Origin of the sequence: Nocardia sp. NPDC056564 (assembly GCF_042793755.1) — a bacterium.
Taxonomy (GTDB): Bacteria; Actinomycetota; Actinomycetes; order Mycobacteriales; family Mycobacteriaceae; genus Nocardia.
Window position 1 is genome coordinate 109969 of record NZ_JBHTUR010000022.1, and the last position, 12827, is coordinate 122795.

Consider the following 12827-nt stretch of genomic DNA (forward strand, 5'->3'; position numbering starts at 1 on the left):
CGGTCAGGGGCGGTGGGGGAACCTTGTCGGCCGGAAACTGATACCGGTTCTAGTTTTGTTCGGCGATGCGCAGGGTTATGGTGGTCCGCATGAATGCTTGGGTGTTGCGGGCCGTCGTGCTCGGTGCGCTGGTCGTCCTGCTGCGTGCCGTGCTCGGGTTCGCGATGGTGAACTGGCCGACCCACGGGGTCTGGATGCGGGCGTTCTGCCTCGTCCTGATCGTGGCCGCCGTCCTGTACTGGGGTGTGCTGGACGGACGCAGGGACCGCTCGGCCCAGCCCGACCCGGAGCGCGGCACCGACCTGACCCTGCTGTGGCTCAGGGCCGCGGCGGCCGGCGGGCTCGGCAGCGGGCTCGCCGCCTGGATCATCGACTGGTTGCCCAAGTTCGACCTCGGCGACAACGGGATTCTCTTCGAACTCACCGCGGGTGCGGCGTTCATCGTGCTGCTGATCTTCGTTCCGGCGCTGATCGGGGTGGGGCTCGGGCGGATCCTGGCCGATCGCTCGAACGACAAGCAGTCGACGCCGGTGCACACGCCCGCCTGATATTCGCGAAACGGCGCACTCCGATCGTTGGGGTGCGTCGTTTCTGCTGTCCGCGCCCCTATTGCCCGGCGGAGAACTAGATTACGCGGCGAACTCGGGCTGCCATTGTTGATGACTTTCTGCCAACTCGTGATCCGCCCTGCCAACCTGCGCCTGCTCGCTCGGTTGCACGCCGTCTCATCGATATTCTGTTGCTGTCCAATGTATTTCAACGGGAGGGGGCATTGTGATGATGATTCGAATCGGTGTGGCCGCCGCGATGGCGGTTGCCGCGTCCGCGGTCGTGTTCGGCGGACAGGCGGTCGCGCAGGACAACGGCTGCGCGTCGAACCAGCCGCACTGGAACTACGTCTGCCTGCCCTCGGTGTCGAACGTTTCGCTCGGATACTGCCAGAAGGAAGGGCCGAACTGGAACAGGGACGGGGTGTGCGTCGCGCGTTGGGACAACGACCGGTACGACTACTGGATTCCGCAGCCCTGACCTCGCGGCGATAGTTCGGCGCGGCACGAGAAGCCTCCGGACTTTGTCCGTGCCTGAACCCGCTGACCAACCGACAGTGCGCAAGTCGGCCAGGGCGGTGTACTGGCCGAACCCTGCGCACAAGAAGCGGCGCGCCCAGCCCAGGGCGCGCCGCTTCCGTTGTTCGCGTCCTAGAGCAGGATGCCGGTGCTGGGGGTGCCTTCGCGGAGGATGGCGGAGTAGGCGGCGGCGAGGAGGGTGGGGTCGGGGCCTTCGAGGCGGCCGGGCTTGGCCAGGCCGTCGAGGATGACGAAGCGCAGGACGCCGGAGCGGGTCTTCTTGTCCGTCTGCATGGTGTCGAGGAGCTGGGGGAGGGCGTCGGCGTCGTAGGTCGTCGGCAGGCCGACGCTCTCCAGGATCGAACGGTGCCGGTCGGCGGTGGCGTCGTCCAGGCGGCCGGCCAGACGGCCCAGTTCGGCGGCGAAGACCAGGCCGACGGAGACGGCGGCGCCGTGCCGCCAGCGGTAGCGCTCCCGGCGCTCGATGGCGTGGCCGAGGGTGTGGCCGTAGTTGAGGATCTCGCGCAGGCTGGCCTCTTTGAGGTCGGCGGCGACGACGTCGGCCTTCACCTGGATCGCGCGCCGGATCAGCTCGGGCAGCACGTCGCCGGTGGGGTCGACGGCGGCCTGCGGGTCGCGTTCCACCAGGTCGAGGATGACCGGGTCGGCGATGAAACCGGCCTTGATGATCTCGGCCATGCCGGCCACGATCTCGTTGCGCGGCACGGTTTCCAGCGTGGCCAGGTCGACCAGCACGGCGGCCGGCTCGTGGAAGCAGCCGACCAGGTTCTTGCCCGCCTCGGTGTTGATGCCGGTCTTGCCGCCGACCGCCGCGTCGACCATGGCCAGCAGCGTGGTGGGCACGTGCACGATCCGCACGCCGCGCATCCAGGTGGCGGCCACGAAACCGGCCAGGTCGGTGGCGGCGCCGCCACCGAGGCTCACCACGACATCGTTGCGGGTCAGGCCGATTCGACCGAGCACCTCCCAGCAGAAGCCGGCGACCGCGAGTTCCTTGCCCGCCTCGGCGTCCGGGATCTCGATGCGGTGCGCGTCGATGCCGGTGTCGGCCAGCGCCTTCCGCACCACCTCGGCGGTCTCGGCGAGCGGCGGCTGATGGAAGATCGCCACCGTCCGCACGCCGCTCGTCGCGCCGCTGACCGCCTCGACGAGCTCACCGAGCAGTCCGCGGCCGATGATCACCGGGTACGGATCGGCGGTACGAACTTCGAGACGATAGGGCTCTGTCACGACTGCTGCTCCGATTCTGTTTGTGCTTCTTGGTTTTTGCGGGCGCGCACGCGGGCCCGCCGTGCACGGGCGCGCCGGGCCCGTCCGCTGGATCGCGGCCCCTGACCGGCCTCTTCGGGGCTGTCCGATGGTGGCGGCGGGTCGGTCTCGTCGTGGGCGGCCGCCCGACGAGTGCGCCAGCGGCCGGTGTGAGTGCCGCTATCGGCGGGCGGCGTCGCCGCGGCATCGCCGGTCACGGCCGCGTCACCCGCCGTGTCCTTCGCCGCATGGTTCTCCTCGGCGTGCGCCTCGGCCCGGCGCATACGCCAGCTTCGGCCACCCGCGTTCGCGGCGGACTTCCCCATCGGAGCCGACGGGGTCTGCTGCCCGGCCGCTTCGGCCGCTTCTCGCCGGCGCGCGGCGGCCCGCGCTCGCGCCCGGCGGCGGGCCCGAGATCGGCTGCTGCCCTGCGGAGTTCCGGTGTTCTCACCGGACGGCGTGGTCGGCGTGTTCGGGGTCGCGGGCAGATCCGGGCAGCCGGCATCTTTCCCGGTGTCCGGATTGGCCGGCTCGACCCCGAGTTTGGCGAGCACCATCTTCACCACCCGGCCCGGGCTGCGCCCGTCGGTGCGCACCCGTACCGTGGCGACCTCGCGATACAGCGGCCGCCGCTTGCGCATCAGCTCGCGATACTTGGTCGCCGGGTCGGCCCCGTTGAGCAACGGCCGATTGGTACTCGCCCCGGTCCGCCGAAGCCCCTCGCCCACACTGATTTCCAGATAGACGACGGTACGGCCGCGCAACAGCGCCCTGGTGTCCTTGGACAGCACCGCCCCGCCGCCGAGCGAGACGACGCCGCGCTCGGCCAGGATCGCGCGGCGCACCACCCGCTCCTCGATCTTGCGGAATTCGGGTTCGCCGTCGGCGGCGAAGATCTCCGGGATGGTGCGACCGGTCTCGCGCTCGATGCCCGCGTCGGTGTCGTACAGCTCGACACCGAGTTCCTTGGCGAGCTTGCGGCCGATCGTCGTCTTCCCCGCGCCCGGCGGGCCGACCAGCACCACGCGCGGCGCGCGCGGATCGGTCTGCACGATCATGGCGTGCTTGGGTCAGCGGGCGCGTTGTGCGGGCGGGCGCTGATCCGCTTGACGTAGCTGGTGATGTTCTCCAGGGTCTCGCCGAGCGAGTCGCCACCGAACTTCTCCAGCGCGGCCTGCGCGACCACCAGGGCCACCATCGATTCGGCGACCACGCCCGCGGCGGGCACGGCACACACGTCGGAACGCTGGTGGATGGCGACGGCCTCTTCGCCGGTGGTCATGTCGACGGTCGCGAGCGCGCGCGGCACCGTCGAGATCGGCTTCATCGCGGCGCGCACGCGCAGCGCCTCGCCGTTGGTCATGCCACCCTCCAGGCCGCCGGCCCGGTTGGTGGAGCGCAGCACGCCGTCGGCGCCGGGCCGCATCTCGTCGTGCGCCTGGCTGCCGCGCCGGCGCGCGGTCTCGAACCCGTCGCCGACCTCGACGCCCTTGATCGCCTGAATGCCCATGAGCGCGCCCGCGAGCCGCGAGTCGAGGCGGTTCTCGCCGCTGGTGAACGAGCCGAGCCCGACCGGAAGTCCCTCGATGACCACCTCGACGACGCCGCCTAGCGTGTCGCCGTCCTTCTTGGCCGCCTCGATCTCGGCGATCATCGCCGCCTCGGCGTCCTTGTCGAACGAGCGCACCGGGCTCTCGTCGATGGCGGCGAGGTCGCCGGCGGACGGCACGACACCGGTGGTGTTCTGCGCGGTGCCGATCGAGACGACGTGCGAGATCACCTCGACGCCGAACGCCTGCCGCAGGAAGTTGCGTGCCACGGTGCCCGCGGCGACGCGCGCCGCGGTCTCCCTGGCGCTGGCCCGCTCGAGCACGTTGCGGGCGTCGTCGAAGTCGTACTTGAGCATGCCGGAGTAGTCGGCGTGCCCGGGGCGCGGCCGGGTGAGCGGGGCGTTGCGGGCCAGCTCGGCGAGCTCGTTCGGGTCGACCGGGTCGGCGGCCATGACCGTCGTCCACTTCGGCCACTCGGAGTTGGCGATCTCGATGGCGACCGGGCCGCCCATGGTGCGGCCGTGCCGGACACCACCGACGACGGTCACCTTGTCGGCCTCGAACTTCATCCTGGCACCGCGGCCATACCCGAGCCTGCGGCGCGCCAACTGCGCGGAGATCTCGTCGGACGTGACCTCGACACCGGCCACCATCCCCTCGAGGATGGTGACGAGAGCGGGACCGTGGGATTCTCCGGCAGTTATCCAGCGCAACACGTCGTCCATCTTCCCATGTCGGCACGGCTGCTCAGGCACGCGGCCCGCAGTGATGGCCAGCACGTTCGGCCCACCGCCGCTCGCGCGCGCGGTGCACGCCGCCGCCCGTGAACCGCGGCCGGGCCGGTGTCGAGGGCGGAACCCGCACCTCATCAGGCAAACGATGACCAGCGCGCATACCGTCGCAGCCGCTCGCCGGTGCACGAGATTCGACGGGCGCGTTGACCGCTGCCGGGGTTCGATGCGGTCCGGCCATCCAGCTGCCGTGACGGCCGGCGTGCCGGCCGTCACGGCGGGATGCGGACCATGCGGTACGCAGATTCGCCGGGTCGGGTGGGCGATCATCCTCCGGCACCTCCTGCGACAAGCGCACACACCGTCGCCAGGCACATGGCCGGGCCGTGCGGTATCGAGATTCCGCGGGGCGTTTCGGGAGCGGCCCGGGTTCGATGTAGCCAGATCACCGCGACTCCGGCGCAGGCGGTGAGCAAAGGTGCGGCCAGCGCGGACCACACCCAGACCGGTGCGCCGCCGAGCGCGGCGGCCGCGCCCAACCCGACCGCGAGCTTCACGTCGCCGGCACCGAACGCCGCGGGTAGCGCCAGATGTACCAGCAGATACGGCGCCGCGAGCAGCACCGCACCGAGCACGGCGGCTGTGCATCGACCTGTGGACAGCGCATAGCCGAACACCGCGACCGCACCCCACCCGGTCAGCGGATTGGGCAACCGCCGCTGTCGAAAATCGATGACGCTCAACACAACACACCACGCGAGGAGGGCGGCGAAGGCGATGATCGGCATGCCGTCCACTCTCGTCCGATCGGGACGAGGCACAACCCCGCTCCGCCGGAATGTGGACAGCTTTCCGACATGTGAACAACCGATCTCCGCATGCCGTCCGGTACGGAAATCGATGAGCGCCAACGGCATTCCGCGATCCACGCCGAGATCGCGCGCAGCGCCTCGGCGCGCCCGCGGCCGCGGATGCACGTGTTGTATGCGGCTATACGGCGTGTCGGCGGTAGCTTTGAACCATGTGTGCTGATCACGCGGGCCAAGCCCCCGACTACGCCGCGCGGCGTGGCGCGCTGCGGAGCCTGCTGGTGGAAAACGGGGTGGACGCCCTGCTGGTCACCGACCTGGTGAATCTCCGATACCTCACCGGGTTCACCGGATCCAACGCGGCGCTACTGGTGCACTCCTGGGACATGCGCAATGCCGAGGAGCGCACGGTGATCGGCACCGACGGCCGATACCTGACCCAGGTCGCCGAGCAGGTCCCTGACCTGCGCGCCGAGATCGCCAAGGCCACCGCCCGCCGGATCATCGAGCTGGCCGGCGAATGGCAGCTCGGCCGGGTCGGCTACGAGAGCCACATCGTCACCGTCGACCAGCACCGCGGCTTCCTCGACCAACGGACCGGCCTGGAGTTCGTCGCCACCCCGGGCCTGGTCGAACAGCTGCGCATGGTCAAGGACGCCTACGAGGTGGCTCAGCTCCGGGCGGCCTGCACAGCGGGCGACGACGGCCTCGCCACCCTGCTCGAACGCGGCCTGCTGCGCCCGGGCCGCACCGAGAAGCAGGTCGCCCGCGACCTGGAATGGGCCATGTTCGAACACGGCGCCGACGCGGTGTCGTTCGAGACCATCGTCGCCGCGGGCGTGAATTCGGCTGTCCCGCATCACCGGCCGACCGACGCGGTGCTCGCCGCCGGCGACTTCGTCAAACTCGACTTCGGCGCGACGATCGGCGGCTACCACTCGGACATGACCCGCACCTTCGTCCTCGGGCGGCCGAGCGACTGGCAGCGAGAGGTGTACGCGCTGGTCGAAGCCGCGCAGCGGGCCGGGCGGGAAGCCCTGCGGCCGGGCGTCAAGGTCGACGAGGTGGACGCCGCCGCGCGCTCGGTCATCGAGGCGGCCGGCCACGGCAAACTCTTCGTGCACGGCCTCGGCCACGGGGTCGGATTGCAGATCCACGAAGCGCCGGGCATCGCCAAAAACGGAACCGGTACACTTCTTGCTGGCGTGGCGGTGACCGTCGAACCCGGTGTGTACTTTCCCGGCCGCGGCGGGGTCCGGATCGAGGACACGCTCGTGGTGCGCGAAGGGGGCCCGGAGTTGCTCACCAACACCAGCAAAGACCTGACCGTCGTCGAATGACGTCGGTTGACCAACATGTTGTTTACGAACTAGGAGATCCGAGGACAGTGGCGGACACCAGCGACTTCAAGAACGGCCTTGTGCTGAAGATCGACGGTCAGCTCCAGCAGATCGTCGAATTCCAGCACGTCAAGCCGGGCAAGGGTCCCGCGTTCGTGCGGACCAAGCTGAAGAACGTGCTGTCCGGCAAGGTCGTCGACAAGACGTTCAACGCGGGCGTCAAGGTGGAGACCGCGACGGTCGACCGCCGCGACATGACCTACCTGTACCACGACGGTTCGGACTTCGTCTTCATGGACGGCGACACCTTCGACCAGATCTCCATCTCCGAGTCGACCATCGGCCCGGGCGCGCGCTTCCTGCTGGAGAACATGACCGTGCAGGTCGCCACGCACGAGGGCGCGCCGCTCTACGTCGAGCTCCCGGTCACCGTCGAGCTGGAGGTCCAGCACACCGACATCGGCCTGCAGGGCGACCGCTCCACCGGCGGCACCAAGCCGGCCACCCTGGAGACCGGCGCCGAGGTGCAGGTCCCGCTGTTCATCAACACCGGCGACAAGCTGCGCATCGATTCGCGTGACGGCAGCTACCTCGGCCGCGTCAACGCCTGATCGTTGCCCCGTGGCGTGACCGCGTAGGGCCGGCTCCTGCCGCCCGGAGGTGGGCCAGGCAGGGCCGGCTCATGCCGCCGATGGGCACTGTATGAGGGGTCGGAGGGCGGTAGTGCAGCGTGACCACGTCAGGGCCTGCCCCTGCCGCAAACAGAGACAGCGACTGGGATAATGGTGACTGTGGCTGAACAGCCGTTAGACAAGAAGTCCTTCAAGAAGCTCGGCACGCGGCACAAAGCCCGCCGCCGGGCGGTCGACCTGCTCTTCGAGGCAGAGGCCCGCGACGTGGACCCGGCCGACCTGCTCGACGAGCGGGTCGAACTGGCCGCCCGCGATCAGGCGGTCGCGCCGGTGCACGCCTACACGCACACGCTGGTCGAGGGCGTCGCCGACGACCTGGACCGGGTGGACGGCACCATCGAGTCCTACCTCAAGGACTGGGAGCTGTCCCGGCTGCCCGCGGTCGACCGCGCCATCCTGCGGATCGCGGTGTGGGAGTTGTTCCACGCCAACGACGTTCCGCCGGTCGTCGCGGTGGACGAGGCGGTCGAACTGGCCAAGGAGCTGTCCACCGACGACTCGCCGTCGTTCGTGAACGGCGTCCTCGGCCAGGTCGTGCTGGTCGCCCCGCAGGTCAGGGCCGCCGCGGCCGCGACCAGGGCGGCGCGCCCGGAGGCCGACGCGTGAAGAAGTTCCTGGTGCTGGCGATGCGCACGCCGAACTTCGACACCGCCGTACTCCAGCCGCACAAGGACTTCTTGCAGCAGCTGAACCAGCGCGGCCAACTGGTCGAAAGCGCGCGCTTCGCCGACGGCACCGGTGGCGCGTACTTCATCGCCGCCGAAAACCTCGACGCCGCAAAAGAACTCGCCTTCGCCGACCCGGTGCACACCACCGGCTCCTCGGACGTCACGGTCTACGAGTGGGAACCCACCACCCCCAACTGACCGCACCATAGCCGCACACCTTCGTGCGGCGGGAGTCCTTGCGCTCCCGCCGGGGGTGTACGGGAACCGGCGGGAGCGCAAGGGTTGCTGCCGTCGAGTGGGTTGGTCGACGGCCGGTTTCCATCGTGGTTCCTCAACCGCGCTCGAGGTCAAGGCGCGCGGGTGTGGGCTGGGCCACCGTCCTGAACTGTGCCCGGTGCGCAGGAGTTCGGTTTTCCTTCGCTTCGGCCGTCCGGCTGCCTCTATCCTGGGGGGAACAGAGGGGAGGGCCGCATGGCGCGGTTGCTGATCTGGTTGCGTAACAACGTCGATGGTGTGGTCGCGTTGGTACTCGCCGTGGTGGTCGGCTTGCTCGCGGTCCTGGACGTGATCAGCGTCGACAACGTGAACGCGGCGGTGCTGCTGGTCCTCGCGTTGCTCGCCACGACGCTGCTGCGCGATCGGCACCTGTCGTCCAAGGCCATGCGCGACGCGAATTCGGTGCAGCTGCTCTACGGCCCGGAGATCGGGCACGCGCACACCCTCGCCCGGCGCGGCACCGAGCAGTGGATCTTCAAGGGCGGCACCGGAACCTACATCCGCGCGGTGACGCTGCGCGAGTGCGTGGAGAACGCGCGGCGCGAACAACGCCCGCTGCGTATCCAATTGGAGATCCTCGACCCGACCAACGAGACGCTGTGCAAGACCTACGCCCAGTTCCGGTCCTCGCTCTCGCCCGAGGCCGATCGCACCGGTGAGATGTGGACCACCGAGCGCACCCGCAAGGAGGCGTTCGCGACGGTGCTGGCCGCCTGCTGGTATCGGCAGCGGTTCACCTTCCTGACCATCGACGTGGGCCTGTCGACGGTGATGACCACGTTCCGCTGGGACCTGTCGTCGAGTTGCGTCATTGTCACCCAGGACAATCCGAACACCCCGGCGCTGATGTTCGAGCGGGACAAGCCCTACTACCGCGATTTCAATCGCGAACTCGTCGCCAGTTTCAAGCAGACCCGGCAGGTTCCGTTGAGCCGCAGCGAAGAACTGCCGCTGTCCGACGAACCGAGCGTCGATCAGGTGCGCGGCCTGTTCCAGGCCCTGTCGCTGGACCTACCGGCCGCGTTCACCGACCGCGACGTCGCCGACATCGTGCGGCGCGCGCTACAACCGAGGAACCCGTATTAGTGAACGAATACGCCCGCCTGCGCACGCTGATCGGCTCCGACCACACCGGAGCCGCGGTGCGTGGCTGGGCCCGCGGCGTCCTCGCCGACGTCGTCGACGGTGGTTCCGACCTGCTCGCGGTGCGACATCCGCTGGGCTTCTTGTGTTTTCCCGCTTGGCGCGGTAGCGGCCTCGGCATCTGCGTGCATGTGTGGACCGACGGTGTGCGCGCCGACCCGACCACCTCGAAGGTGCACGCGCACAGCTGGGACCTGCTCAGCACCGTGCTGTACGGCACGGTCGGCAACGAGATCGTCGAAATCCTCGGCGCCCCTGCGACTCCCACGCATCGCGTATTCGAGGTCCAGAGTGCGGCGAACGGCGATCTGGTGCGCGCGACGCAACGACTGGTGACCTACCGGACCCGCTCGCGCGAGAACTTCCACACCGGCGAGGTATACACCCTGCCGCACGGCGCTTTTCACGTGTCCGACGTGCGCGGCGAGGCGGCCACCGTGGTCCTCGGCGAGGACCACCTCGGCCGCCCCGACCTGTCCCTCGGCACGCCGGCCACCACCGACCACTGGGTGCACCGAACCCGCTGCACCCCCGACGAAACCCGGCGCGCGGCGCACACCGTGCTCGCGCAGCTGCGGAATCTATCCCTGCCGAAGCAACTGGAGAACCGATGCGAGCGGGCGACGTAATGCACCAGGTATTGCCGGACACACTGCTCGACCGCGCGGCCGGGGTGGCGGTCGCGGCGGCGGTCGAGGCGGGCCGCGCGATCCGCGCGGGGCTACTCGGGGCGCTGAGCGTGCGCGCCAAGGACGCGAGCGGGGACGTGGTCACCGACCTGGACTTCCTGGCCGAGGGCATCATCCTGCGGCACATCCGCGCAGCCTTCCCCGGCCATCGGATTCTGGCAGAGGAATCCGGTGTCCTGGACAGCACCGACGACACCTGGTGCTGGGTCATCGATCCGCTCGACGGCACCAACAACGTCGCCATCGGCCTGCCGGTGTGCACGGTCGGTATCGCGCTGTGCCACAACGGAACCCCCGTCATCGGGGTGGTACACGAGCCGATCGCCGACCGCACCTGGACCGCCGTCCGCGGCCGCGGCGCGCGCGGTCCGGACGGCCCGCTGTGGCACCCGGGGCACCGTCCCGCCGCTTCCGCACCGGTCCTCGCGTGGCTCCAGGGCTACCCGGTCACCCGCGCCGACCCCACCGCCCGCGCCCTGCGCCTCACCCTGGAATCGGCCTCCCGCCGCCTGATCCAGCTCTGGTCGCCCCTGCTGTGCTGGGTCATGCTGAGCAACGGTGACATCGACGGCTTCATCGGCTACCGCGCCGGTCTCGTCGACCTCCCCGCCGGCGCGTTGCTCGCCCGCGAATCGGGCATGCACATCACGGATTTCGACGGCACCGCACTGACTGAACGGCTCGAATTGCCCGTCGGCGAAGTCGATTTCATCGCCGGTAGCGCCGAAATGATGTCCGACCTGACGCTATTGGTGAAATCCGCGGCCGGCGTCACCGTTACCGGTCTACCCGGCTGACGCGGGCGGCTCGGTGCGCCCGGCCATTCCGTTCACGTATTCCTTCAACGTCTCGGCGATGTTATCCGGGTCGAGACCCAGCTTGCGCAGATGCTGGGTCGGAACGGCGTGCGGGTCGGCCAGGATGGCGAGCATCAGGTGTTCGGCGCCGACATAGTCGTGGCCCTGGGCTTTGGCTATGTCGGGTGCGTCGTCCAGAATGCGCCGCAGGCGCGGGGTTCTGGTCAGGCCGTCATCGGGTCGTTCGCTGGTCAGGCATTGATCGATGCGGACCCGGCCGGCTTCGTTCGCGGGCACGACGAGCACGTGTTCATCGAGTTTGCGGCCGCCGTGGAATTCCAACCCCGCCACGGTCACTCGCTCGCCGGTGACCGAGTCGTAGAGGACATCGCCTGCCTCGATGACACCGGAGGTCAGCGTGCCCGCCACCATCACGACGCCCCGCCCGCTGATATCGAACACATTCGTGACGGTGAATTCGACCTTGTTCATTTGTTGTTCCCCTCCCGCACGGCCTTATCCGATGATAAGCAGCGCCGCGACCGCGCCGGTAGTGCCGATCACGGCGAGTCCGAGACCGGTCGACACGAAGCGGAGCATCGGCACGCGCACGCCGTGCGTGCGGCAGAACTCCAGGCAGAGCAGGGTCGCGAGGGAGGCCCACGGGGTGACGATCGGGGCGATGTTGGTACCGATGAGCAAGGCCAGGAGTTGGTTGTGGTTCTCCGGCGGCACCACCGTCTCGCCCGCGGTGTAGGCGGGCAGATTGTTGGCGATGTTCGAGAGCGTGGCGCCCGCGCCCGCCGCCCGGAACGCGCCTGCCGCATCGGAATCGGAGCCGATCAGCGTGTGCATCAGATCGGAGAGGCCGAGCCGGCCGAGCGTGGGCACCACCAGGAACAGGCCGACGACGAAAACCAGCAGCCGCCAGGGGATCAGCGAGAACCGCAGCGACGACCGGTCGAACACGGCGAACGCGAGCACCGCGATGACGGCGGCGACCGTCGCGGCGATGCCGATGCGGTTGCCGACGAACGGAATAGCCACGATGAACAGCAGGCAGGCGGCCGCGGTGGTGTACAGCAGGACCCGCTCCTTCGCGTTCTCCGGCCGGACCGGCGCAGGCGGCAGGTAGCGATCGGTGTCGCGCCGTCCGCGCCGCCAATACCAGACCCAGAGGCACAGCATCGTCGCCACGAGTGAAACCAGCTGAGGCGCCCACATTTTCGCCGCGAACCCGGTCGCGGTCAGTGCGACCCGGTCGGCGGCGAGCAGGTTGGTCAGGTTCGACACCGGCAGCAGCAGGCTGGCTGTATTGGCGAGCCAGACGGTGGTCATGGCCAACGGCAGCGGCGGAATCCGGGCCGGCACCGCCAGCGCGAGCATGACCGGGGTGATCAGCACGGCCGTTGTGTCGAGGTTCAACAGGATCGTGGTCGCCGAGGCGAACGCCACGCACAGCACGAACAGCGCCGGATAATAACCCCGTCCGAGAATCGCCAGCCGGTGCGCGATCACGTCGAACACCTTGGCCTGCCGGGTCAGCTCGGCCAGCACGATCACGCTGCCGAGGAACAGCAGCAGCGGGCCGATCCGGCGCATGTTATCGGCCGCCTCTTCGCGCGGCAGCAGCCCCGTGAGCACGCACAGCAGTCCGGCGAGCAGCAGCCCGATGCGGACCCAGTCCAGCACACTCAACCCCCAGCGGGGTGCGGTGGCACTCGGCGGGGAGTGTCGTTCGGCGGAGTCGACCTGTTCGGGCACGCCTGCCATGCTATTGGCCTAGGCCATACTGG

General features: G+C 69.2%; 14 protein-coding genes and 1 pseudogene. 9 read left to right on the forward strand and 6 right to left on the reverse strand.

Annotated elements, in window-relative coordinates:
* Positions 1 to 89: 89 nt before the first annotated feature.
* A complete protein-coding gene (locus tag ACFQ9K_RS37620) occupies positions 90 to 548 on the forward strand; it encodes a B-4DMT family transporter (protein WP_378727053.1) in 459 nt (152 codons plus the stop codon).
* A 229-nt stretch (positions 549 to 777) separates the two neighbouring features.
* The gene (locus ACFQ9K_RS37625; RefSeq protein ID WP_378727051.1) at positions 778 to 1029 is read left to right on the forward strand and encodes a hypothetical protein; all 252 of its coding nucleotides are present in this window, start codon (positions 778 to 780) and stop codon (positions 1027 to 1029) included.
* Positions 1030 to 1199: 170 nt separating this feature from the next.
* Here the strand turns inward: ACFQ9K_RS37625 and aroB are convergent, their stop codons facing one another.
* The 4 genes and pseudogenes from aroB to ACFQ9K_RS37645 all read right to left on the reverse strand — a co-directional run bounded on the left by aroB (position 1200) and on the right by ACFQ9K_RS37645 (position 5405).
* Positions 1200 to 2318 (reverse strand): 3-dehydroquinate synthase, encoded by a 1119-nt coding sequence (aroB, locus tag ACFQ9K_RS37630; RefSeq protein ID WP_378984252.1) that lies wholly within the window; start codon positions 2316 to 2318, stop codon positions 1200 to 1202.
* A gap of 571 nt (positions 2319 to 2889) precedes the next feature.
* Positions 2890 to 3394, reverse strand: a pseudogene (locus ACFQ9K_RS37635) (shikimate kinase); the annotation flags it as partial.
* Complete coding sequence (aroC, locus tag ACFQ9K_RS37640) at positions 3391 to 4602, reverse strand: chorismate synthase (protein ID WP_378727026.1); 1212 nt, start codon at positions 4600 to 4602, stop codon at positions 3391 to 3393. The gene aroC and the pseudogene ACFQ9K_RS37635, both read right to left, overlap by 4 nt.
* Positions 4603 to 4943: 341 nt before the next feature.
* Complete coding sequence (locus tag ACFQ9K_RS37645) at positions 4944 to 5405, reverse strand: prepilin peptidase (RefSeq protein WP_378727141.1); 462 nt, start codon at positions 5403 to 5405, stop codon at positions 4944 to 4946.
* 233 nt (positions 5406 to 5638) lie between these two features.
* On the opposite strand from ACFQ9K_RS37645, the gene ACFQ9K_RS37650 reads away from it, so the two are divergent.
* The 7 genes from ACFQ9K_RS37650 (at position 5639) to ACFQ9K_RS37680 (ending at position 11031) form a co-directional block, all read left to right on the forward strand.
* Entirely contained in the window at positions 5639 to 6766 is a 1128-nt protein-coding gene (locus ACFQ9K_RS37650) for a M24 family metallopeptidase (RefSeq protein WP_378727139.1), read from the forward strand.
* Positions 6767 to 6813: 47 nt separating this feature from the next.
* Entirely contained in the window at positions 6814 to 7377 is a 564-nt protein-coding gene (gene efp, locus ACFQ9K_RS37655; protein ID WP_378727137.1) for an elongation factor P, read from the forward strand.
* A gap of 180 nt (positions 7378 to 7557) precedes the next feature.
* Positions 7558 to 8064, forward strand: coding sequence for a transcription antitermination factor NusB (gene nusB, locus ACFQ9K_RS37660; RefSeq protein WP_378984255.1), 507 nt, complete (start codon positions 7558 to 7560; stop codon positions 8062 to 8064).
* On the forward strand, positions 8061 to 8324 hold the full coding sequence (locus ACFQ9K_RS37665; RefSeq protein WP_378984258.1) for a YciI family protein: 264 nt from the start codon (positions 8061 to 8063) through the stop codon (positions 8322 to 8324). Before nusB ends, ACFQ9K_RS37665 begins: the two co-directional genes overlap by 4 nt.
* Before the next feature lie 273 nt (positions 8325 to 8597).
* Positions 8598 to 9488 (forward strand): hypothetical protein, encoded by an 891-nt coding sequence (locus tag ACFQ9K_RS37670; protein ID WP_378723712.1) that lies wholly within the window; start codon positions 8598 to 8600, stop codon positions 9486 to 9488.
* A complete protein-coding gene (locus ACFQ9K_RS37675; RefSeq protein ID WP_378723710.1) occupies positions 9488 to 10174 on the forward strand; it encodes a hypothetical protein in 687 nt (228 codons plus the stop codon). The genes ACFQ9K_RS37670 and ACFQ9K_RS37675 overlap by 1 nt, the downstream gene beginning before the upstream one ends.
* Positions 10156 to 11031 carry an inositol monophosphatase family protein gene (locus ACFQ9K_RS37680; protein ID WP_378723708.1) on the forward strand — a complete coding sequence of 292 codons (876 nt, stop codon included), beginning with the start codon at positions 10156 to 10158 and terminating at the stop codon, positions 11029 to 11031. Before ACFQ9K_RS37675 ends, ACFQ9K_RS37680 begins: the two co-directional genes overlap by 19 nt.
* Here ACFQ9K_RS37680 and ACFQ9K_RS37685 read toward each other — a convergent pair.
* Together ACFQ9K_RS37685 and ACFQ9K_RS37690 are read right to left on the reverse strand one after the other, a co-directional pair.
* Positions 11020 to 11523, reverse strand: a complete 504-nt coding sequence (locus ACFQ9K_RS37685) for a Clp protease N-terminal domain-containing protein (RefSeq protein WP_378723706.1) — start codon at positions 11521 to 11523, stop codon at positions 11020 to 11022. The genes ACFQ9K_RS37680 and ACFQ9K_RS37685 overlap by 12 nt on opposite strands.
* Positions 11524 to 11547: 24 nt before the next feature.
* A complete protein-coding gene (locus ACFQ9K_RS37690) occupies positions 11548 to 12804 on the reverse strand; it encodes an SLC13 family permease (RefSeq protein WP_378723705.1) in 1257 nt (418 codons plus the stop codon).
* Positions 12805 to 12827: the final 23 nt, after the last annotated feature.